The 22,233-nt window shown below is 41.9% G+C and carries 19 protein-coding genes and 1 pseudogene; 13 read left to right on the top strand and 7 right to left on the bottom strand.

The window, feature by feature from the left end; translation table 11 throughout:
* Nucleotides 1-36 precede the first annotated feature (36 nt).
* Nucleotides 37-1,221, top strand: a complete 1,185-nt coding sequence (locus tag DP117_RS05695; RefSeq protein WP_169217357.1) for an ABC transporter ATP-binding protein — start codon at nt 37-39, stop codon at nt 1,219-1,221.
* On the opposite strand, the gene pdxA is transcribed toward DP117_RS05695, so the two are convergent.
* The 4 genes and pseudogenes from pdxA to DP117_RS05675 form a co-directional block, all read right to left on the bottom strand.
* Entirely contained in the window at nt 1,210-2,322 is a 1,113-nt protein-coding gene (gene pdxA / locus DP117_RS05690) for a 4-hydroxythreonine-4-phosphate dehydrogenase PdxA (protein WP_169217356.1), read from the bottom strand. The two genes, DP117_RS05695 and pdxA, sit on opposite strands and share 12 nt — an antisense overlap.
* A 1-nt stretch (nt 2,323) precedes the next feature.
* Nucleotides 2,324-2,629: an antibiotic biosynthesis monooxygenase family protein gene (locus DP117_RS05685; RefSeq protein ID WP_211175939.1), complete on the bottom strand. Its 306-nt coding sequence runs from the start codon at nt 2,627-2,629 to the stop codon at nt 2,324-2,326.
* A 25-nt stretch (nt 2,630-2,654) separates the two neighbouring features.
* Nucleotides 2,655-2,768 (bottom strand): annotated as a pseudogene (locus DP117_RS05680) (SDR family oxidoreductase); the annotation flags it as partial.
* A 59-nt stretch (nt 2,769-2,827) separates the two neighbouring features.
* Complete coding sequence (locus tag DP117_RS05675; protein WP_169217355.1) at nt 2,828-3,433, bottom strand: DUF4142 domain-containing protein; 606 nt, start codon at nt 3,431-3,433, stop codon at nt 2,828-2,830.
* A gap of 349 nt (nt 3,434-3,782) precedes the next feature.
* On the opposite strand from DP117_RS05675, the gene DP117_RS05670 reads away from it, so the two are divergent.
* A complete protein-coding gene (locus DP117_RS05670; RefSeq protein WP_169217354.1) occupies nt 3,783-4,148 on the top strand; it encodes a hypothetical protein in 366 nt (121 codons plus the stop codon).
* A 712-nt stretch (nt 4,149-4,860) separates the two neighbouring features.
* Nucleotides 4,861-8,286, top strand: coding sequence for a tetratricopeptide repeat protein (locus tag DP117_RS05665; RefSeq protein ID WP_169217353.1), 3,426 nt, complete (start codon nt 4,861-4,863; stop codon nt 8,284-8,286).
* Nucleotides 8,287-9,304: 1,018 nt separating this feature from the next.
* Here the strand turns inward: DP117_RS05665 and DP117_RS05660 are convergent.
* Entirely contained in the window at nt 9,305-9,985 is a 681-nt protein-coding gene (locus tag DP117_RS05660) for an SDR family oxidoreductase (RefSeq protein WP_339380998.1), read from the bottom strand.
* On the opposite strand from DP117_RS05660, the gene DP117_RS37190 reads away from it, so the two are divergent.
* The gene (locus tag DP117_RS37190) at nt 9,942-10,094 is read left to right on the top strand and encodes a hypothetical protein (protein ID WP_339380997.1); all 153 of its coding nucleotides are present in this window, start codon (nt 9,942-9,944) and stop codon (nt 10,092-10,094) included. The genes DP117_RS05660 and DP117_RS37190 overlap by 44 nt on opposite strands.
* A 155-nt stretch (nt 10,095-10,249) precedes the next feature.
* Here DP117_RS37190 and DP117_RS05655 read toward each other — a convergent pair whose 3' ends face one another.
* Nucleotides 10,250-11,179, bottom strand: a complete 930-nt coding sequence (locus tag DP117_RS05655) for an AraC family transcriptional regulator (RefSeq protein WP_169217352.1) — start codon at nt 11,177-11,179, stop codon at nt 10,250-10,252.
* A gap of 295 nt (nt 11,180-11,474) precedes the next feature.
* Here DP117_RS05655 and DP117_RS05650 point away from each other — a divergent pair, with 295 nt between their 5' ends.
* From DP117_RS05650 to DP117_RS05630, 5 genes are all read left to right on the top strand, one after another.
* Complete coding sequence (locus DP117_RS05650; protein WP_169217351.1) at nt 11,475-11,588, top strand: PetM family cytochrome b6-f complex subunit 7; 114 nt, start codon at nt 11,475-11,477, stop codon at nt 11,586-11,588.
* Between the two features lie 139 nt (nt 11,589-11,727).
* Nucleotides 11,728-12,717, top strand: coding sequence for an SDR family oxidoreductase (locus tag DP117_RS05645; RefSeq protein WP_169217350.1), 990 nt, complete (start codon nt 11,728-11,730; stop codon nt 12,715-12,717).
* Nucleotides 12,718-12,854: 137 nt separating this feature from the next.
* Entirely contained in the window at nt 12,855-13,772 is a 918-nt protein-coding gene (locus DP117_RS05640; protein WP_169217349.1) for an NAD(+) kinase, read from the top strand.
* Nucleotides 13,773-14,430: 658 nt separating this feature from the next.
* Complete coding sequence (gene nblR, locus DP117_RS05635; protein ID WP_169217348.1) at nt 14,431-15,117, top strand: response regulator transcription factor NblR; 687 nt, start codon at nt 14,431-14,433, stop codon at nt 15,115-15,117.
* A 148-nt stretch (nt 15,118-15,265) separates the two neighbouring features.
* Entirely contained in the window at nt 15,266-15,805 is a 540-nt protein-coding gene (locus DP117_RS05630; RefSeq protein ID WP_169217347.1) for a DUF192 domain-containing protein, read from the top strand.
* 52 nt (nt 15,806-15,857) lie between these two features.
* Here DP117_RS05630 and DP117_RS05625 read toward each other — a convergent pair whose 3' ends face one another.
* Nucleotides 15,858-16,013 carry a hypothetical protein gene (locus DP117_RS05625; protein ID WP_169217346.1) on the bottom strand — a complete coding sequence of 52 codons (156 nt, stop codon included), beginning with the start codon at nt 16,011-16,013 and terminating at the stop codon, nt 15,858-15,860.
* Between the two features lie 902 nt (nt 16,014-16,915).
* On the opposite strand from DP117_RS05625, the gene DP117_RS05620 reads away from it, so the two are divergent.
* The 4 genes from DP117_RS05620 (at nt 16,916) to DP117_RS05605 (ending at nt 22,233) form a co-directional block, all read left to right on the top strand.
* The gene (locus tag DP117_RS05620; RefSeq protein WP_169217345.1) at nt 16,916-17,110 is read left to right on the top strand and encodes a DUF2949 domain-containing protein; all 195 of its coding nucleotides are present in this window, start codon (nt 16,916-16,918) and stop codon (nt 17,108-17,110) included.
* 341 nt (nt 17,111-17,451) lie between these two features.
* Complete coding sequence (locus DP117_RS05615; protein WP_169217344.1) at nt 17,452-19,059, top strand: NHLP bacteriocin system secretion protein; 1,608 nt, start codon at nt 17,452-17,454, stop codon at nt 19,057-19,059.
* A 153-nt stretch (nt 19,060-19,212) separates the two neighbouring features.
* Nucleotides 19,213-19,818 (top strand): Uma2 family endonuclease, encoded by a 606-nt coding sequence (locus DP117_RS05610; protein ID WP_169217343.1) that lies wholly within the window; start codon nt 19,213-19,215, stop codon nt 19,816-19,818.
* A 168-nt stretch (nt 19,819-19,986) separates the two neighbouring features.
* Entirely contained in the window at nt 19,987-22,233 is a 2,247-nt protein-coding gene (locus DP117_RS05605; protein WP_169217342.1) for an NHLP family bacteriocin export ABC transporter peptidase/permease/ATPase subunit, read from the top strand.

The following is a 22,233-nucleotide window of genomic DNA, read 5'->3' as shown; positions in this document are numbered from 1 at the left end:
GATATAAGGATAAAAAACAAAGGATAAAATCTCAAAATGGCAAACGTTCGTCTGGACAGCATTAAGCGTAGATTTAATAACGTTACCGCTATTGAGGATATTACTTTTGAAATTCCTGATGGTGAGTTTTGGGTGCTGGTGGGACCTTCTGGTTGTGGTAAGTCTACCATTTTGCGAACCATCGCTGGTTTGGAAACTGCCACCTCTGGTAAACTTTATATCGGGGATAAACAAGTTAATCATATCCCAGCCCGACAACGGGATGTGGCAATGGTATTTCAAAATTATGCTTTGTATCCTCACATGAGCGTGGCGCAAAACATTGCTTTTGGGTTGCAGATGCGAAAAGTAGATCCTAAAGTGATTCAAGAAAGACTGATGACAGTAGCGCGATCGCTTTGTTTGGAACATCTTTTAGAACGCAAACCCAAACAGCTTTCTGGTGGACAACAGCAGCGGGTTGCATTGGGAAGAGCGATCGCCCGTCAACCACAAGTCTTTTTGCTGGATGAGCCTTTATCTAATTTAGATGCTCAGTTGCGAGATGACACCCGCGCAGAGTTAAAACAGCTCCATCAGGACTTGGGAATTACGACTATCTACGTTACCCACGACCAAGTTGAAGCTATGACTTTGGCTGATAAAATTGTCGTGCTCAACCGGGGACACATTCAACAAATCGGCGAACCACAAAATATTTATTCCCAACCAGCTAACCGCATGGTAGCAACTTTTTTGGGAAATCCTCCAATGAATATTTTACCTGCCAAGTTCATGGATCATAGTTTTGATGTGAGTGGTCAGGTGTTACCTTGTCCTCTTGTTATACAAGAGAAACTACGCCCGACAGCCGGACAAGGATTTGATTTGGGAATTCGTCCGGAGAATATTTATTTAAATGAATCGCCCAGGCGCAGCCCAAAGTCTGAGCGGAGGTTTCCTTCGCTCAAAGCTTTCCAAGACAGAGAACACACACAGCAGCAGTTGGGAGAGTTGCTCGTTGAGGTGAAGGTGGTGGAACCTTTGGGACGAGAAACCTTGATTCGTGCAGGTTTACCAAATTCGGGAGTCATACTTAATATTCAGACTGGTGCAGATGTACGCCTTCATTCAAGCGATGACGCTTTTGTGCCCCAAAGAGGCGAACGCCTTTCTCTAGAATTAGATTTAGATCAGTTGTTTGTGTTTGATTCCGCGACTGGAGATAGACTATATCCGTGATGGTGTCTTTGTGTTCTCCACTTTTTTCCTCTGAGATACCAACTGTGCTGCTAACTCTATTGCTGCTTTCATACTCGTAGCATCAGCGATTCCTTTACCCGCAATATCAAAGGCTGTCCCATGATCCGGTGAAGTCCGCACGAAAGGAAGACCAATAGAAGTATTGACTGCTCTATCAAATGCCATCAACTTCACGGGTATCAAACCTTGGTCATGGTACAGTGCAAGGTAGGCATCTGCTGCTTGTGACGGGTCAATGTTACCATACCAAGCTTGACCTGGTTTAACCCACATTGTATCTGGTGGAATGGGACCATCTAGCTGTAAATTTGGGCGGTTTTTACGTTCTTGCTCAATCCACGGAATTAACCAATCTTGTTCTTCGTGTCCGAGTTGTCCTTGTTCGCCGCTGTGGGGATTTAAACCAGCGATCGCAATCCTCGCTCTTTCTAAACCAAAATCTTTCTCTAAACACTCCACCAGTAAGTCAAGTTTTTCTGTCATCAGCTGCGGTGTTAATACTTTTGGTACTTGACTTAATGGAATATGTGTGCTAGCAAGCAGAGTACAAAGTGTCCAGTGAGTGTGGGGCGATCGCGCAACAAACAACATTCCTACACGTTTTGCACCCGACTTTTGGGCCAAAAGTTCTGTTTGACCTGGATAATTATATCCTGCTGCCTTCCATGCTGATTTGGCAATTGGACCTGTGACGATACCATCAAATTGATTTGCGAGTGTTTGGGCGATCGCTGTTTCCATATAAGCAAAGCTAGCCGCACCACTTGCTGCATTACCCGTCCCAATCAGAATTTCATCCTGTGTGTGCTTGTCTAAAGACACATCAAGAATTGATAACTCTGCTGGATTTGCTAAAGGCTGAGAATCTTTGGCTAACTTTAGTTTCGTAAAAATCTCTACTAGTAAATCCCGGCTACCCACTATTGTCACATCACAACTTTTGCTTATTTCCGGGTCGGCTAAAGCTTTTAAAATAACTTCTGGTCCAATTCCTGCTGGGTCTCCGAGTGTCAATGCCAAGCGTGGGCGGCTTTGCACTGATATTATATCTTTTTCATGTAATTTGTGGATTGTCGGCATATTATTCTTTCTCAAGATGCACTTCAACTTTGTAGAGAGCAGGAATTTGCTCAAAAGAGACTTGTTTGGTCAGTTCTTGAAGCTGTAGCTTATCGAATGCTGTTTTCCAAGCCTCTTGATTCTCCCAATGAGCAACGTTAACAAATTGAAACTGGGCATTTGGATCAAGACTTCGATGCAGTTTTGCATCAATGAAACCTGGTTCATTTTTGATCAACTCAAGCGCCTCAGTCCACATACTGGCAAATTCGTTTTCTTTGCCTTGAGGAACTGAAAAGACATTAATTAGCACAATCGGAGACTTCATTTCCAACCTCGAGTTATTTCTTAACTTAAGCCAACCCACCTGTGGCGTGAAGTGTATGTCCAGTCACATAAGCCGCCTCATCACTGACTAGGAATGCAACCGCGTTAGCAACATCCTCCGGTTCTCTCAAACAGTTAACTCTCCATTGTAGGAGTAGAAAAATCTAACTTTCATGCTGGAAACACTTTTGGTGATTCCTTAAAACTGTTTTCCTTTTCTTCCAGCGTCTTGTCGATTTTTCTCAACAACTGGTAAGATTTTCTCTGCAAATCCTTTCAAAGCTTGGTCTTGTCCTTGTTGACAATAGTTTTGAAACTCACTCTGAATGTTGGAATGAATTTGAACCTGCACTCGCATATATGCTCGGTTAAATTTTTTATCATCATCAAGCGACTTCAGTGTTTTCAAGAAGGATTCGTTATCTGGACCAAAATCTTTTGGTAAATTAAAACGTTTATTCCTTGCTATTTTCTCCAGCTGTTTCTTCCAATCTTCATAGTCTCGCTTCATTTGCTTTGCAAAGTGTGTCACTGTTTGATTTACAGACTTTTGGAGTGCAAGGTCACTTGTTGCAATCCCTATTCTGTTACTTCGCGCCACTTTAGTCATGAATTCTTTGTCTGGAGCACTTAGTGAAGAACCAGAATTTGTAGTTTCTGGAGCAATTTTGGTGTTTCCACAGGCACTATTCGTCTGGGCAAGGATAAACTGAGTAGGACTATTAAAGCAACTACCGATTAAAACACTACTTATACTACTTATACAAGCAACTCCTATATAGAGCAATTTTTTTTGGGAAAGCATAGTCACCTTAACTTGTATTATTAAGGACTTCAACAATTGACTTTTTGTACATCTCACATTCTGTACCCAGTCGTGTCACATGCTATGAAATGTGACCCAATGGTATAGTACACCTAATATCAAAGAACAAAAAATAATGATCATGAAATGGCTCTCTTTGGGAGCATCGCTCATCAGAGTAGCGCGCCTCGAGCAATTGTACATGAAACGATTGAGCCGAGTATTCATGTCAGTGGCGATAAGCAGAGCTTAAGCCTTTCCTGCGGAACGCTACGCGAACGGCTATCGCACTACTCTGAAACTATGTGAAACTAAATTTGAAACTTTCCTATGATGAGCAGGTAAAGCAATGACAGAAATTCGGTTAGTGATTGAGGGAGAGGACGCAATTGATGCAACAGAAGCTCTTTTAGCAATTCCGGAAATAATACCCGGAGGCTATAAGGTAACAGAAGAACCTGAAAGAGAGACAATATTGTCAACAGTCGCGGCGATTGTTGGAATTATTGGTGGAGGTATTGCGATAGCCGAACAAATTCGCAAGTGGTATGAGGAGTATAAAAAAGGACAGTCTGGGAAAAGAATTGAAAAAGTGGTAATTATTATTGTTATTGGGCGTAATGAGGAACGCATTCTTTTAATAGGTGAGACGATTGATGATAAGACACTTAAAAAATTAGCTCAGAGATTAGATGATTTAAACACAAATAATTGATTTTTAGTATAAGAGGATATCTGAAAAGATTAACCAAGGTATATTTTGTCATTCTGAGCGTAACGCAGCGTAGCGGTTCCTCTTAGGAACTAGTGGAGCGAAGAATCCAGATTTTGAGGCGTAGTCTTGAGATGCTTCACTACGCTATCAGTTCCTTCGCTTTGCTCAGGACTCAGCATGACATTTTTGACTTCTCAGACATCCTCTAAGACTAATATAGTAATCCTCTCTAAGTAAAAACCTCGAATTGTAGGGTGGGCACTGCGTGCTCGCCAACTTCTTTTGTTTATTGATAACACAGCAGTGCCGACTCTAAATTAAACTCGCGCTCCATAGTCATGATTTGTGCGAACTCTTACTTTTTGTCTAAAGTCCAATAATAAGTTTAGTATTTGCATTAACGTTACTGTCATTATAGTTACTCTTAATATTTACGTTTGTCTATTTCAAGAAAGGTTAGATTAGTTAGATAATTTACTAATAAAAATCACAAAACTGAATACTCTCGGTTAAGTGTTTGTGATTGAATTATGTCTACGCTCCTCATCAATGTTGACTTAAGTTTCGTCATGTTGCTGATTAGCATGATTTGTAGGTTTGCTCAATAAAAGGCAGTTGACTGAAAACTTAAAATAATTATATGCAATATCTGGAATAGCTAGTTATAGTTTTGAAAATATAATTGGAGTCTTCAAAGTTCTGGAGCCATAATATGAAAATTCTCCACCTCGACCTCAAAAGAGTTACAGGTGATAATGTAGAACTACGCTACTTTCAAGATAATCAAAATCAATATGAACCGCGTTCCCTTAGGTTGAAAGAAATTGATGAACTGATTGAGATAGCTGAACGAGACTACTACGTTAACTCATGGGAAGCGGTGGACTATGTCAAAACTGGACAGCAGTTGTATGGCTGGTTGGATGGAAGCGATTGCTTTTTGCAAAACTTGTTGCATGAGTATCCGTCGAATTATGGAGTTGTCTTAGCCATTGCTGTGGCAGAAAAACTTGCTCATCTGCCTTGGGAAGTGCTACACGATGGCGAAAAGTTTCTGGTTGAGCGTGCGATTGTTCCAGTGCGATGGGTATCATCGGACAAGGTAAAGAAATTATCCATCAAACCGAAAAAGACAAATCGAGCGTTGCAAGTTTTGTTTATGGCTTCGTCACCGATAGATGTAGAACCTGTACTGGATTATGAGACTGAGGAAGCACGTATTCTAGAAGCAACGAAAGTGCGATCGCCAGAAAAATCCTTAGCTTTGATTGTGGAAGAAAGCGGTTCTTTGGAAGGTTTGAAGGAAGTAATTAACCCTAATGGGGAGGGAACTTTTGACATTTTACACCTGACAGGTCATGCCACTAAAGGTGGAAGTAAAGATGGAAAACCTTCCTTTATCACAGAGACGGTAACAGGTGAGGCTTATCATGCTAGCGCCAGGGATATAGTTGATGCAATACCATACCGACTACCCGAACTAGTATTTCTCTCAGGTTGTCATACTGGACGAGCAAGTCGGTTGGGAGCTGTATCTTCTTTGGCACAAGAGTTACTGGAATCAAGAGTGCAAGCAGTTTTAGGTTGGGGTAACAGTGTTTCAGACAAAGATGCAACACTAGCAGCAAAAGTTTTGTATCAGCAATTGTCACAAGGGATGCAGGTAGCTCAAGCAGTTGCTCAGACCTACAAGGAATTGATTAGAAATAACGCGCGAGATTGGCATCTATTGCGGCTTTACACAAAAGAGACTTTACCAGGAGAGTTAGTCACGCCCTGGAACACTCCTCGACGAAAACCAGCACCACGACCATCAGTAGCCCCCAGGTTATTTGAGCAAGACGGAAACAGAAAAGTCGCTACCCGTGAAAGTTTTGTCGGTCGTCGCCGTCAGATACAAAACTGCTTGCGAGAGCTAATCGAAAAGACAGGAGTGTTGATTCATGGCATGGGTGGCTTGGGTAAAGCTAGTTTAGCAGCAAGGTTGTGCGACAGACTCTCGAATTATGAGCAAGTTGTCTGGGTGGAAAAAGTAGATGAACAGAGCTTGGTGAGTAAATTAGCGCAGAAGTTGAACAAGGAACTTCGGGAAAAGCTAGAAGACTCTGGTGATGAATTGAAATATCGCTTGAGGGACGTATTTGAGCTGTTACATAAAAATGGTGAAAAGCATTTTTTGTTGGTGCTAGTTGACTTTGAAGAGAATTTGGAACTTCGCAATGATAAGTATATGCTCACAACAGAAGCAGTAACCGTTTTAAATGCAATAGTTTGGGCAATTGAACAAATTTACTCTAGTAACCGCATAATTATTACCTGCCGTTACGATTTCGACTTTACTAAATTGCAGAATTTCTACAAGCAACCATTGGATGCGATGCGAGGAGCAGATTTACAGAAAAAGTGGAAGCACTTATTTCCCCCTAGTAATAAATCTCAGGAAGATGAGAAGTGGCAGTCGCAAATGAAAAAGCTGGCAGACGGTAATCTCCGCTTGCTGGAGTTCCTATATGAGAAATTACAAAAATCAAGCAATAAAATTGAGACTCTCAAGGGTTTGGAAGACAATCCTGTAGAATTACAAAAGCAAGTCTTGACAAAAAAACAAAAAGAAGACTTGAAGAAACAAATAGATATAGATCCGCCAATGCGAGAGATGTTGCAACGGGGATTAGTTTATGAGTTACCAGTACCGAGGAAGGCGTTAGAGGAGATTTGTCAAACTATTTCCAATTTGAATTTGGAGCAGCATATAAAAAAGGCTATTGCCTTGGGACTTTTGGAAGTTAGTTATGATAAAGAGTTACTACGAGTACCCCGCATTTTGCATGTAGTAAATTGGATAGAGAAGTTGGATGAAACCTCTTCACATGATTTATATCGGCAAGCAACAAATGTGTTATGTGACCTCTGGTTCAAGCCAGAAGAAAAAACTCTAGAGGAACGACTTTTAGAGATTCATCGACTGGCTAAGCTAGGGAATGTAATAGAAGTAGAAGTAGAAATGACAGAGATTTTGGCAAGGCGCTGGAACTCTAGAAGAAGTCGTTTGCGAGAAGTAGTGGAATTGTGTACATCAACCTTAGACGACTTGAAAAAGGTATATTCCGATGATGTACCTAAGAATTTGGTAATGGAAATTTGCAGTGTGCTAGCAGCTTCACACCTGTTGCAGGGAAACTATGGGAAGGCAATATTTAACTACAGCACAGCCCAAAAGCAACTCTCGGAAGAGGAAGATCTTGACAAAGCTAAAATATTGGATGGTTTAGGTTACTCATACTCCTGGATTGGGGAGTATAAGAAAGCTAAACCGATGCTTGAGGAAGCATTAAAGATCAGAAAAGAAAAACTTAAACTTAAAGAGCACCCAGATATAGCGCAAAGTTACAGCCATTTAGCATATTGGCATCGTGAACAATGTCATTGGGAACAGGCTGAATTCTATTATGATAAAGCGTTGACAATGTATCAACAACTCTCAAACGAGGATGATCTTGTTATTGCTGAAAGTTACCACAATTTAGGTACGGTCTACTTTGAGCAAGCACTCCATTACCAGGAGCAAAAACTTTATGAAGATGAGCAAAAATTCTATAAAAAAGCTGAATCTCTTTATCAACAAGCGTTATATCAGAGTCAATATTTACAAGGACAGGAGCCTCTATCTGTAGCTACTTTTTTGAGTTCCTTAGCCAAAGTTTGGTATCAACAGGAAAGTTATAGCTCGGCTCAAAACTTCTTTCTCCAAGCCTTAGAAATTAGAAGGCGAGTGTTAGGCGATCACTTCAAGATAGTGCAAGATAAAAAAAACTTGGGTTTTACTAATTATACATTAGAACAGTATCCAGATGCTGAAAGGTATTTTTGTCAAGCATTAAATACGATAAACCAACTGATAAAAAATAAAAATTCCTCATTAGATGAAAATCAGAATAAACTGGTTCGAGATGTAAAAGAGATTCTGGGTGGATTCGAATCTATCTATAAAAAACAAAGTAATTCAGAGAAAGCTATAAATATAGGTTACCAAAAGCAAGAGATAGCAGACGATGAAAACCACACTATTTCTTTATTGAGTATATCTAAAATAATCCAAGCGGTCTTGGAATTGCTGGGTTATGATAACAAAATTTAGTACATCAACAAGAGAAAGAACCCTGAAATTACAGGATTCCTAATTGAGTACACTAAACAGAATTAAAAATAAAAAAGTTTTCTGTGCAAAGCTTTACATACCTTCAACGGGCTACTCACGCTCACAATTGCAAGTATCATATGCATTAGAACATGGTAATAGTACATAGCTGCAACCCCTTCTAGTTCTACGACACGCATAACAAGAACTCGAATCGTCCGTTTGTTTGTTACCAGTACTAGGAATTCGGTTCACTTTTAGTGGAGTTGGTTTTTCCTTGTGATTTCTAATACAATTGGAAACAGAATTCGCTCCTTTTTCTGTATTTCCTTTTAAAGAACGGGCATCAGTCGCACTACTGCTAATCGTAGTAATACCAAGAGTTACAATCAGAGAGATGACATTTTTTACAAGTCTTTTTCTATTCCTCATAGTTTGGCAAATCCTTACTTGATTCTTAATGAGAAATTCCAAACATTGATACTTAGCCACTTTTATTTTGCGGTGTAAAATTTATCCATTTCGCTACATAAGCTTTTCAAACTAAAGGAAATAACCTTCCTTCTATATCTTTGCAATGACTAATTACTAATCGCTTCACTCACACTCTTACCACCCTAGTCTTAGTTTCTATTCTTCAAAGAAAAATGTCAATATTATGGTTGTGTTGCAAAAACTTGTTGAGAACACAAGCTCTATGTACATCAGAATTCGTTGTGTAACCACGCCAAAGATTGGAGCAACGACTCATCAACAAATTAGACTTCTTGCAAAAGCAGAAAAGTTGTGGATGTCATTCTGTTAACGCAGCAGGCAAGGGAGGGCAGCAAAACGCAGTGTAGCGTATCTCCTTCAAAGACGCTACGCTAACGCCTTGGCGCGGCGAAGCCTCAGAATCTCAAGAGATGTTTCGCTTCGCTCAACATGACATTTCAAGCATTTTTGTAAGAAGTCTATTGTTTGAATTGAAAGTTTGCTTTTTTGCCCTTTTTCTTATCTTCTCGAGTTATTTCTTAACTTAAGCCAACCCACCTGTGGCGTGAAGTGTATGTCCAGTCACATAAGCCGCCTCATCACTGACAAGGAATGCAACCGCGTTAGCAACATCCTCCGGTTCTGCCAATCGTCCCAGTGGTGCAATTTGTTTCAACTGGGCTTGCTCTTCGGCTGAAACCATCTCACCAAACGATTCAGTGGTGGTTGGTCCCGGCATAATGGCGTTGACGGTAATTCCTCGATTGCCTAATTCTAAAGCTAGCGCAAAAGTAAACGCTTCAATTGCAGCTTTGCTACCCGCGATGACAGATAGGTTAGGTTGAGGCTGTACCGTATACGGAGTGGAAAAAGTGACAATGCGCCCACCGTCAGCCATGTGTTTAGCGGCTTCCTGGAGGGCAAAGAAGTTGCCCTTGGCATTAAACGTGAAAACAGAATCAAATTCTTCTTCGGTGGTTTCTACGAGTGGTTTTGTGAGTCTGGGCGCTCCCCCGCTGATGACGAGGATGTTCAGTTTACCAAAATGGCTCATCGTCTTCTGGAATAAGGCTCGAATGTCGTCCAGTTTGGAAAGGTCTGTTTGGAGAGCGATCGCATCTGAACCATTTGCTTTAATAGCTGAAACAACTTCCTCTGCTTTGTCTCGATTTCCAGCATAAGTGACAACTACCTTTGCGCCATCGCGTCCGAGTCGAAGAGCGATTGCCTACGGCAGAGCTACGCTTAACGCCCGTCCAATACCACGCGATGAACCAGTCACGATTGCGACTTTCCCTGAAAGAGATACCATAATTTACCTGCTTGACTTCTAGAACACCTGTAAAACTGTATCAGCATCCATCTCAAGTTGACTTGGCAGATCTTGCGAAACTGTTCTAAATTTGCAAAATCTTTTGTCAGCAAAAGGGGTGTAAGGGGGTAAGGGTATAGGGGTGTAGGGGAATCCATCAATAAATTGAGCCGAACTTTAAAGTGAATTGCGATAAGTTCTAGGAGATATTCCTGTCAACTTCCGAAACAGTTTTGAGAAATGGCTGTGGTTTTTGCAGCCAACTTGGAATGCGATTTCCATGATTGATAGCTGGGTTGTTCGCAACAGTTGCTTGGCTCTTTCTATTCGACGTTGGAGAATGTATTGGTGAGGCGTGCATCCAACGGATTGTTTGAATAATCGCTCAAAGTAGTATGGACTCATACCAAGCATCGCCGCGAGAACATTCAACGAGAGATGGGTTGCGAGGTTATCGTTAATGTACTCAATCGTGCGTCTCAATTGGTGAGGTGATAAACCACCGCAGTAGTGTTGAATTTTTGGCTCTTTGGCTGAATATTGCTTGAGTACTCTCAGCGCTAAAGCATTCGTCAGAGATTCCCAAAAGTATCGACAATTAGGATTTCCCTCTTTGAATTCAGCTTCTAAGGCTAACCCAAGATGCCAAATCTGCGAGTCCAGTCTGCCAGTACAGCGGACGAGTTCAGTTTGATTGGTATCATGTAATTGGGCTGCACACTTTGCGATAAGCCTCCGGCTTGACGCTCCGCGTATCGCAGCAGGTTTAAGCGTCAAAATCAAAATCTCAACATCGCGATCCCATCTACCGCGAAACCTGAACCCAGCCGGAGCTAGTGTAACACTCCCAACCCCTTTATGAATCTGTTTGAGTTGTCCGTCTTCCCAAGTTTCAAATAAATGCTGCGGACTCAGTTGCAGTGTCAGTAAATGCTCGCGAACAATCACTTCAGGCATTTCACAGGCTGACATATAGAGGCGATCAATGTTTAATTCATTTAAGAATTGAAACGAATTTGTGGCTAGCAATGAAGTTCCTGGAGTCACAGGTAAGGGGACAGCTTTGTTGCTTACAGCATCAATGACTTTGATGTTTCCCTGAATCATGTTTAGAAGTGCCTGAATGAGAAACCAAAATTTCTGCCAAAATTTCTGCCAAAATTTCTGATTTTAAGAATACCGGGAGCAAAGCAAGAGGTCAAAAAAATAAGAGTGGATGAGCAGCTTACCTACTAAAGGTTCTACCTGAAGCCCTGAAGGCAATAAGGACAACAAGACAAGCAGGACGACTTAGGGTGTCGGCAAGTTTACAATGTTTTACACAAGTCTAATACTATGGCAGTTCTTTCAGGCTCTGGTAAACTTAACTTAATTAAACAATTAACAAAGGAGAATTACAGCGATGAGCGGCGAAATGTTGAATGCAGCTCTGTTTTCCTTCGGATTAATCTTTGTAGGCTGGGGTTTAGGCACTTTGTTGCTGAAAATTCAGGGTGGAGAAGAGGAATCCCTTTAAAGGGGCACGCTATCGAGGCAAGAGGCGATAAAGTCTCTTTGTCTCGTATACGCGCTTGACAAGCATGTAAACTTTTGTTTGCATAAACAAGTCTGATAAGATTTTATTCATAAAACTTTAAAATTTGTAAAAAGCCCTCATGACATTATTAATAGTTGGTGCCACTGGCACCTTAGGGAGACAAGTGGCTCGTCGTGCCATCGATGAGGGGTATAAAGTCCGCTGTCTTGTTCGGAGTCCAAAGAAAGCTACTTTTTTAAAAGAGTGGGGAGCGGAACTTGTACGGGGAGATTTGTGTTATCGTCATACGTTAACAGCAGCACTTGAAGGTGTGACAGCAGTCATTGATGCAGCAACATCTCGTCCTACAGATTCTCTGAGTATTAAACAAGTCGATTGGGAAGGCAAGGTCTCTTTGATTCAAGAGTCTGTTGCTGCAGGCGTCGAACGTTTTATCTTTTTTTCGATACTCGATGCTGAAAAATACCCAGATGTGCCGCTAATGGAAATTAAGCGGTGTACAGAGCTGTTTTTGGCTGAGTCTGGTTTGAATTACACCATCTTGCAACTTGCTGGCTTCATGCAAGGCTTAATTGGTCAATATGGAATTCCCATATTGGAAGGACAGCCTGTTTGGGTGACAGGAGAATCGTCTCCCATTGGCTATATGGACACTCAAGATGTTGCTAAATTTGCCATCCGTGCTTTGAAAGTCCCAGAAACCGAAAAGCAAACTTTTCCAGTGGTAGGAACTCGCGCTTGGAGTGCCGAGGAAATTATTAGTTTGTGTGAACGTTTGTCTGGAAAGGAAGCACGAGTGACGCGGATGCCAATAAACTTACTACGTACCATGCGCCGATTCATACGCTTTTTTCAGTGGGGATGGAACGTCGCAGACAGACTTGCCTTTACAGAAGTCATCGCCAGTGGTAGACCCTTAAGTGCCCCAATGGAAGAAGTTTATCAGGTTTTTGGATTAGATCCAAACGAAACCACCACCTTAGAAAATTACCTGCAAGAGTACTTTAACAGAATTATGAAGAAGCTTAAGGAGCTAGACTACGAGAAAGTTCAGCCCAAAAAGCAAAAACCAAAAAGATCCCCGTTTAAGAAAACCAATAATCAGTAGTTATCAGTCATAAGTCATGAGTCACGAGTGATGACACATAAAACAAATGACAAATGACAAAGGATTAATGACTAAAGAGTCAAAATGTGTAACGATTAATGTAATAAAATGCGTCACCAGTAGTTGGATATTTGAGTGTGCCCAAAGCAGGCATTATCTATAATGACGTTAAGCCGATAGCGAGTCGCATCGCTATCGAACTGAAAGACAGTTTCACGGGTGCAGGTTGGGATATCTGCATCACAACAGCTGTTGGTGGAATATTGGGTTACTCTACTCCCGAAAGTCCCGTATGCCACACCCCCATAGATGGACTAACACCTCCCGGATTTGATTCAGATATGAAATTCGCGGTGGTGTTAGGAGGAGACGGTACAGTTCTAGCGGCTTCTCGCTTAGTCGCCCCTTGTGGTATCCCAATGTTAACTATCAACACTGGGCACATGGGGTTTTTGACGGAAACTTACCTCAATCAATTACCTCAAGCAATAGAAAAGTTGCTCTTGGGTGATTATGAGATTGAGGAAAGAGCAATGCTCACCATCAAGGTTTTTCGAGGGGATTCTTTACTGTGGGAAGCTCTGTGCTTAAATGAGATGGTGCTGCATCGCGAGCCATTGACCTCTATGTGTCATTTTGAAATAGCAGTCGGTCGGCATGCACCAGTAGACATTGCAGCTGATGGTGTGATTATATCTACGCCAACAGGTTCTACAGCATATTCGTTGAGTGCTGGGGGTCCAGTCGTGACTCCAGGTGTCCCCGTACTACAGCTTGTACCCATTTGTCCTCATTCTCTAGCTTCTAGAGCATTAGTCTTTCCAGATAGTGAACCAGTGACGATCTACCCAGTGAATACTCCTCGATTAGTTATGGTTGTGGATGGTAATGGCGGGTGCTATGTTATGCCAGACGATAGAGTTTATGTAGAGAAATCACACTACTGCGCCCGGTTTGTTCGCTTGCAACCCCCAGAGTTTTTCCGGATTTTACGAGAAAAACTGGGTTGGGGTTTACCACACATTGCGAAACCCACTTCTGTGGAATTACCCTAGAACACCGCTATCAGTACACGATGAACAATGAACAGTAAACAGTAAACAGTAAACAGTAAACAGTAAACAGTACACAATGAACAGTACACAGTACACAGTGAACAAAAAATCTGCTTGATAACTGACAACTGATAACTGATAACTGACAACTGATAACTGGTAACTGATAACTGGTAACTGGTAACTGGTAACTGATTAATCATTTCGGTCTTCCTGAAAACTATTCCGGGTTTTTGGCATTAGTGAATCGGTGTACTAGCAGGATTTGGGATTGTGGATAAATTTGGTTGATGATAAGAAATAGTGTTTTTTGACTTTTCAGACAAGTCATCAGCCAAAGAAACCTCACCTTAGTCCTCAATGATGCATCAATGGGGGCGTAAGCAAGTGTCAGCCAGATTTTAAATTAGTGCTTAAAATGACTGTATCTGTGATTAATATGGCAGATACTTGTACCTGCTAAAACATAGTAGGTAGAAGACGTGTCAGCTAAAGATTGATGAATCATCAAAAACCAGTAAATTGCATTTCTACCAACTTAATGTAAATCACGCCACTTACACTCAACGAGAGGAAACCACGCGCTTGTGCATTCAACCTTGGGAACCTTCAAGGGCTAAGTGGCTTCAAAATCTCAAATCGAACATCTAAAATTAATATGATACTTGCTCATAATCCTTGTGTTTTGGTGATTGAAAGCGATGAAAACCTTGCGAATCAGCTTGCTTTCGATTTAAAAGAAGCTGGTTATGATCCCATCGTGGCTCATGATGGGACAAAAGGTATACAATCTAGCTGTGATCGCCAACCTGCTTTAGTTGTCATTGACCGAATGCTAGCAGGTGAATCAGGACTCTCGCTATGTAAAAATTTTAGAACGACTGGAATGCGATCGCCTGTCTTGGTACTTATGGCACGCGATACAGTTGATGATCGCGTCGCTTGCTTGGAAGCTGGAGCTGATGATTACTTTCTCAAGCCTTACCGCTCCGAGGATTTTTTGAACTTGGTTCGTTTATACTTGAAGCCTGATATCGATACTTCCGAGCAATTACGTTTTGGCGACCTCGTTTTAGATATAGCAACGCGCCGCGCTATACTCAATGGACGAGCGATTGACTTAACAATGAAAGAATTTGAGTTGCTTAAGTATCTGATGGAACATCCCCGTGAAGTATTAACTCGCGAACAAATTCTGGAAAATGTTTGGGGTTACGACTTTATGGGCGAGTCGAATGTGATTGAAGTGTATATTCGCTACTTGCGATTGAAAATAGAAGATCAAGGTCAAAAGCGACTCATTCAAACAGTGCGGGGTGTCGGTTACGTCTTGAGAGAGACTTGAACACAGGTGGGGAAAATCAAGAAAGTAGGGGTATAAAACTGTTTAAAGTAAGCTTCACAGAGCAGAGAATAAGATTTTTTGTGTAAGCAACTCGTCAAAGTTTGTTTGGTGAACCACTAATAATTCATAATTAATAACTAAAATTGCTATGATAATTTTGCCAGGTTTGCTATCTATAATTTTGTGTGTTTTGCTAGCGAGCTGTTCTGCTCCAACACCAGCAGTTCTCCCCACCGCTACGCCTAGTTCTCAATCTCAAGCACCAATGTCTTCAAAGCAAAAACCATCTACTAAAAATACAGGTCAACAACTACCGATTTCAGCGGTGGCGATTATTCCAGATGGTACAAAAATTCAGTTAGAAGTCGCGCAAACACCCCAACAACAAGCGATGGGGTTGATGTATCGCCCAACTTTGCCTGACAACCGTGGAATGCTGTTTCAGTTTCCGTCACCCATCCAAGCAAATTTCTGGATGAAAAATGTACCAGTACCCCTAGATATGGTTTTTATGCTGGATGGGAAGGTGCTGTACATTGCTGCTTCCGTACCTCCTTGCAGTAGCGATCCTTGTTCTACTTATGGTCCCCAGACAGTGTCTAATCAAGTCATTGAATTGCGTTCAGGACGAGCCGCCGAGTTGGGTTTGAAGGTAGGCTCTTATATCAAAATAAATTCTTTAAATTAAGGGTATTTACTTAATAAGAACACAGAACACAGAACACAGAACACAGAACGCGCTACGCCCCGCTACGCGCTCCAGTCGTCAGAATATATCCCCTCTGGGGTTGGGGGCTGTAGGGGGAGTTAATTGTATCAGGATTTTCGTGAAACGGTATGAAAGGAGTAGGCGCACCAGGCTTTCCAGAGCCAGTGTTAGTCGTTGCTTTTGTCATTTCACACTCGAATTCAGCAACACCCCAAACTTTATTGGTATTGTTTGTGCAATTTTTCTATCCAACAGCTATGATATACAAAGTATTAAAAAGTACATTGAGGAGAAAAGAAAATTCAGTGTTGAGCGTGAAAAGTTTTGTTATTCCAAGACGAGATGATGAATTTTATCCTAGATAACAAAAAATCTTCCTTTTGACATACGTGTAAAGAGTAGTCAATAAGGGAGGATTAGGCTAAGGAATCTTCCTTACAACAGTTGTAGTTGACCAAAGCACTGAAGTAAAAAAGATAAATCATCATTCACCTGAATATTGTGCTACCTAAGACTAGATAAAGTCAGTGGTATGACCAAAAAAGAACTTAGGAGCCAGAAGTCAGGAGGAGGCAGTGCGGTGAACGGGTTCCCCGGCATAAAGCAACTGCCGTTCAGAATGGCGAGTGTGGAGTGGTAGTGAGTTGAGCTTAAAATCCCTATATTTATTCATGGGGATACTCTGTGACCGGAGGCTAAAGTCTCCTCAGGTTCTGATTAGAAATTGCTGTCTTCTAACTGGAGGCTGAGCGTAGGCCTAGCTCCACTCTTTCTCATTGTTTATTTTTTTTATGTTTCTTTGAAGGACACCAGACAAGCTTTTCTGAATTATCTATTAAACAAAGGTACAGTGACAGGAAATTGTTGGCTTGAAAATAGAACGGGTTAGCCCCTATAGGCATTTGAGTAACGCCGCGCTACGCAAACGCCCCGCACTATCAAACACCAACTTCGTAACTCCTGACACAGAAGAAAAGATAAATTTTCATAAGTTCTGGTGTACGCAATTCATGACGACTAGTTACAACTAACGAAAGATAGTGAATTGAGATATGAAGGTACACACTATGTGAGGAGGTCTAATATAAAGTGTCACCATCTACTTATTCTAGATTTATTCGCTTTTTACAGGAAGATTTAGCAATTTCCACAGCTTCCATTGCAGTTGCTCTTCGTCATCGCGAGCAAGATCCAGGTCCTTTGCCAATGATTCTTTGGCAATATGGGTTAGTGACCATAGAACAGTTAGAACAAATATATGATTGGCTGGAGACAGTATTGTAAAGCATAGGGAATGATTACCTCATGCAGGAGAGAGTTGAATTGTGCTACGTAGATAAAGAATAAGCCTTTTACTAAGGCTTACGAGTGGGATGAAAAAAATAAAATTTACCTATCAAAAGAGCGAGTTCATGATTCAACCCGCTCTTTTGATGCATATGAGCGATGAGTGGTTCGTTGTTATTTAGACCCCGTTATGCGCGGACAGGGACTTCATTTACAGGAGTTTAGACTCAATGAATAGCGGCTCAAAGAGTTTGCTCAGTATTGATGAATGAAAAGCACTCGGAATTTGATAAGCTGCAACTTGGGTTAGTATAAGTCCAGAAGTCAAGATAGACAAAATGCACGATAAAGGAAGTAAACTCTTCCGTGAAGAAGCACTCTCGCGCCTGTCCTCACCAGAACAACTCGACAAATTAATGCAACAAGTAAGCCCTCAAGCCTGGATACTCTTGGCTTCTATGGGCTTTTTGGTTGTTGTAGCTGGTGTTTGGAGTGTAGTCGGACGAATTCCACTCACTGTCACAGGTTCCGGCGTGTTGATTCGACCTCGTCATGTGGTGCAATTTCAAGCACTCAGTGCTGGTCAATTATTAACTCTGAATGTCAAGCCAGGAGACGTCATCAAGAAAGATCAACTACTCGCTACAATCGACCAATCCAATATTAGACAACAACTACAACAAGAAAAAGCAAAGTTAGACCAACTTCAGCAGCAGAATCTAGACACCGAGAAGCTACAAAAGCAGCAAACAGCGCTGGCCCTAAAAACGCTTCAACAGCAGCAACAAGACTTTGAAGCAAGCCTGCGTCGAGAATCAGTAGCACCGATGCTACACTCACAAACGCTTCAAGCATTAAAGCAAAAACGACAAAGCCTTGAGCAAAGCGTGTCAAGAGAACAAGTCGCGCCAGTGCTATACAAACAAACTCTCACCGCACTAGCAGAAAAACGCAAAAGCCTTGAAGAGCAGAAGCAACAAATCACTGCATTGCTACAAACTTTGCAACAACGAGTTGAAACGCGTCGTAGTCTTTTTCAACAGAAGATTATTAGTCAAGATACATTACTACAATCTCAGCAGGAATTGTTAAACGCTCAAAGGCAAATATCAGAGATTTCAACACAACTCAAAGACCTTGATGTTCAAAAAACGAGTAGCGAACGTGAATATCTACAAAACTTGAGTAAAATTGACGATATCAAAAATAACATTCAAGAACTTGAAGTTCAGAGAACAAATGCAGAGCGAGATTATCTGCAAAATCTTAATAAGCTTGATGAAATCAAAACCAAAATTAAAGATATCGAATCCCAAAAAACGAAACTGGTTCAACAAGATTTAGAAAAGTCAATAAATAAATTAAATCAAATTCAGGAAGTAAAACGCAAGATTGCCCAGTTAAAATTGCAATTAACGAAATCAAGCCAAGTTATTAGTAGATATGATGGTCGGATTTTAGAAGTTGGCGTCCTTCCTGGTCAAGTTGTCAATGCTGGCACTCGTATTGGGACTATCGAAGCTCATGACCCCAATGCCAAACTAGAAAGTCTTGTTTACTTTGCTGATAAGGATGGCAAGCAAATCAAACCAGGTATGACAGTACAGGTTACACCTAGCGTTGTCAAGCGCGATCGCTTCGGTGGTATTGTTGGGGTAGTCACAAAAGTTTCTCCGTTCCCTGTGACAACGGCGGATATTATAGCGCAAGTTGGCAACGAAGACCTAGCTAAAAGCCTTGCAAATAGTAACGCAGCTCGCGTGCAAGTTTTTGTCCAACTAGAAAAAGACTCAAACACTGTCAGCGGTTACAAATGGTCTTCTTCTAATGGACCAGCACTAAATATTTCATCAGGTACGACTACTCAAGTTCGGGTCAAAGTTGGAGAAGTCGCACCGATTTCTTACATTATTCCAATATTACGCTCTTGGACGGGTATTTATTAACCTTAATTCGTGGGAACATCCCAAATGTGCAAAAAACCCACAGGCTATAAGCCGCTCGCTCAAGAACTAAGCCCACCGACCTGGGCTAAAAACCAATACGTTAATGTCTTAAAAAGCAATAAAATAAAGCTACCTGGTCTCAAAATATGACCTATGACCTACACCCCACCGAAACTCCTAACTTTCGAGCAATTTATCACCGAGTATGGAGATAATCCCCGCTATGAACTCATTGACGGAGAACTACGTGACATGGAACCCACTGGTCCTCATGAAGCAGTTTCAGGAAGTATTGCTGGTAAAATCTATGCAGAAATTTTTCGTTCTAATTTAAACTGGTTGATTCCAAAAAATTGTTTAATTAAACCACTAGCCTCTGAAGCTACAGCACTACGTCCAGACGTGATTGTTCTAGATCAAGCAGAACTTAAAACCGAACCGCTTTGGCAAAAAGAACCTATTATCTGTAATGGTAGGACAATTAAGCTCATTGCTGAAGTGGTGAGTACTAATTGGCAAGATGATTATGCAAGAAAAGTAGAAGAATATGCTTTCTTGGAAATCCCAGAGTATTGGATTGTAGACTTTCGCGGTTTGGGTGGTAAGCAATTCATTGGTAATCCAAAACAACCCACCTTTACCGTCTGTCAACTGATTAATGGCGCGTACCAGCAGCAACAATATCGCTCACAAGATACTATTACCTCTCACCTCTTGGCGAACTTGCAACTCAAACTCGACGATATTATGCCGCATTAGCCCAAAACATTCACGCTTCATTGCTGCTTTTTCAACGCACTAATTTTGATAAACTTGCACAGTAGTGTAGTAGTGTAGGGTGGGCTGCCTATATTTGCCTATGTGAATCTGAACTATTACATGTGTTTCTACTTGCGACCAAGTGACTAATTAGGGCAAAATTATCTTATGCGTTTTGCCTTCATTAAAAGCATTCTACCCCCATCTCAAACGAGTCGCGTCCGTACCCCCACGCTGCTGCAAATCGAAGCAACCGAATGCGGCGCTGCAGCACTCGGAATTATTCTAGGCTATTACTCGCGCATTGTCCCCTTGGCAGAATTACGGCGTGAGTGTGGCGTCTCGCGAGATGGTAGCAACGCCTTTAATGTTATCAAAGCAGCGAGGAACTATGGCTTAAATGCTAAAGGTTTCAAACCGTCTCTGGAAAGCCTCAAAACCCTTCCTCCCCCCTACATTATTTTTTGGAATTTCAACCACTTTCTAGTGGTGGAAGGTTTTGGAAAAAACCACGTCTACCTCAACGACCCCGCCACAGGACGCCGGACAGTTTCCCTAGAAGAGTTTAGTCGCGCCTACACTGGAGTCGTCCTGGCTATGCAACCAGGAGAAGACTTTCAAAAAGGAGGTAAAAAAAATAACGTTATCTCTGCGTTAGCCTCACGCTTGCAAAACTCGCGGAGCACTATCTTATTCTGCCTCCTAGCAGGATTATTACTGACTTTTCCCCGGTTAGCTGTGCCAGCTTTTACTCAGGTGTTTGTTGATGAAATTCTCGTCACTGAGCGCTCTGACTGGATACGACCGCTGGTGTTAGGAATAGTTGTCACCGCCGTGCTTCGGGGCTTTCTCGCTTGGCTGCGGCTGACTTACCTGCGGCGGCTGATGCTTAAGTTGTCGGTGACAACGTCGGGGCAGTTTCTCTGGCATATTCTACGCTTACCAGTTGGGTTTTATGCTCAACGCTTTGCAGGTGAAATTAGCTCTCGTGTACCACTCAACAACAAAGTTGCAAATGTGCTTTCAGGTTCGCTTGCCACCACGGTTATTGACGCGGTGATGATGGTATTTTACTTTCTGATTATGCTTCAATACGATTGGGTACTGACGAGTGTTGCTCTTAGTTTTGCTGGTATAAACTTTTTCGCCCTACAGTTTTTAGCGCGAACGAGGGTGGATGCTAATATGAAGCTGGCGCAGGAATATGGTAAGGTCAATGGGGTGGCGATCGCAGCCATTCAAACGATAGAAACAATCAAAGCTTCCGGGCTTGAGTCTGACTCGTTTGCTAAATTTGCCGGGAACTATGCTAAAGCGCTCAACGCTCAACAGGAATTAGCTCTACAAACTCAAATTCTGACAGTATTACCCACATTTTTGACAGCACTGACAACCACCTCTATTTTATTTCTCGGCGGTTATCGGGTAATGAACGGTAACCTGAGTATTGGGATGTTGGTTGCCTACCAAAGTTTAACAGCCAGCTTCCTAGAGCCAATCAACAGTTTGATTAATTTTGGCAGTATGTTGCAAGATTTAGAGGCTGACTTAAACCGCCTTGATGATGTACTGCAAAACACTGTCGATGCAGAAGCCCAGAGGGGAGGGGGAGAAAACAATTCAAAATTCAAAATTCAAAATTCAAAATTAAAAGTATCTCCCTCACTCCCTCACTCCTCATTTCCCTTTCGGTTGCAGGGTTATGTTGAGTTGCGGAATATAACTTTTGGGTATAGCCGTGTGGACAATCCTCTGATTGAGAACTTTAGTTTAATTTTGGAGCCGGGACAACGAGTGGCGATAGTAGGAGGGAGTGGTTCTGGTAAATCTACAATTGCTAAGCTAGTTTGCGGTTTATACGAACCTTGGGATGGGAAAATTTACTTTGATGGCGTACCTAGAACCCAGATTCCTCGCTCTGTTTTGGCGAATTCTTTGGCAATGGTAGAACAGGATATTTTTCTCTTTGCTGGGACAGTTCGGGAAAATCTGACTTTATGGGATTCCACAGTATCACAAACTGACTTAGTGCGGGCTTGTTCTGATGCAGTTATTCACGATTTGATTGAATCTATGCCTGGGGGATATGATGCCAAACTGATTGAAGGGGGAATGAACATCAGTGGTGGACAGCGCCAACGTTTAGAAATTGCTCGTGCAATGGTTCGGAATCCCTCAGTTTTGGTCATGGATGAAGCGACTTCTGCGCTGGATGCTCAAACAGAATTGATTATTGATAGGAATCTGCGGCGACGCGGTTGCTCTTGTATTGTGATAGCGCATAGACTCAGCACGATTCGCGATTGTGATGAAATTATTGTACTGGAGCAAGGGAAAGTGGTGCAGCGGGGCACTCATGAGGAGTTGTGGCACTCAGGGGGGAAATATGCCCAGTTGCTTCGTACTGAAGAATGA

The organism is Brasilonema sp. UFV-L1 (genome assembly GCF_012912105.1).
Taxonomy (GTDB): Bacteria; Cyanobacteriota; Cyanobacteriia; order Cyanobacteriales; family Nostocaceae; genus Brasilonema.
This window is presented reverse-complemented; position numbering and strand designations above follow the sequence as displayed.

What these genes read in the sequence shown, in the direction of transcription:
- DP117_RS05695 (WP_169217357.1), top strand. Translation starts at nt 37, where the DNA reads ATGGCAAACGTTCGTCTGGACAGCATTAAGCGTAGATTTAATAACGTT.
- pdxA (WP_169217356.1), bottom strand. Translation starts at nt 2,322, where the DNA reads ATGCCGACAATCCACAAATTACATGAAAAAGATATAATATCAGTGCAA.
- DP117_RS05685 (WP_211175939.1), bottom strand. Translation starts at nt 2,629, where the DNA reads ATGAAGTCTCCGATTGTGCTAATTAATGTCTTTTCAGTTCCTCAAGGC.
- DP117_RS05675 (WP_169217355.1), bottom strand. Translation starts at nt 3,433, where the DNA reads ATGCTTTCCCAAAAAAAATTGCTCTATATAGGAGTTGCTTGTATAAGT.
- DP117_RS05670 (WP_169217354.1), top strand. Translation starts at nt 3,783, where the DNA reads ATGACAGAAATTCGGTTAGTGATTGAGGGAGAGGACGCAATTGATGCA.
- DP117_RS05665 (WP_169217353.1), top strand. Translation starts at nt 4,861, where the DNA reads ATGAAAATTCTCCACCTCGACCTCAAAAGAGTTACAGGTGATAATGTA.
- DP117_RS05655 (WP_169217352.1), bottom strand. Translation starts at nt 11,179, where the DNA reads ATGATTCAGGGAAACATCAAAGTCATTGATGCTGTAAGCAACAAAGCT.
- DP117_RS05650 (WP_169217351.1), top strand. Translation starts at nt 11,475, where the DNA reads ATGAGCGGCGAAATGTTGAATGCAGCTCTGTTTTCCTTCGGATTAATC.
- DP117_RS05645 (WP_169217350.1), top strand. Translation starts at nt 11,728, where the DNA reads ATGACATTATTAATAGTTGGTGCCACTGGCACCTTAGGGAGACAAGTG.
- nblR (WP_169217348.1), top strand. Translation starts at nt 14,431, where the DNA reads ATGATACTTGCTCATAATCCTTGTGTTTTGGTGATTGAAAGCGATGAA.
- DP117_RS05630 (WP_169217347.1), top strand. Translation starts at nt 15,266, where the DNA reads ATGATAATTTTGCCAGGTTTGCTATCTATAATTTTGTGTGTTTTGCTA.
- DP117_RS05625 (WP_169217346.1), bottom strand. Translation starts at nt 16,013, where the DNA reads ATGACAAAAGCAACGACTAACACTGGCTCTGGAAAGCCTGGTGCGCCT.
- DP117_RS05615 (WP_169217344.1), top strand. Translation starts at nt 17,452, where the DNA reads ATGCACGATAAAGGAAGTAAACTCTTCCGTGAAGAAGCACTCTCGCGC.
- DP117_RS05610 (WP_169217343.1), top strand. Translation starts at nt 19,213, where the DNA reads ATGACCTACACCCCACCGAAACTCCTAACTTTCGAGCAATTTATCACC.
- DP117_RS05605 (WP_169217342.1), top strand. Translation starts at nt 19,987, where the DNA reads ATGCGTTTTGCCTTCATTAAAAGCATTCTACCCCCATCTCAAACGAGT.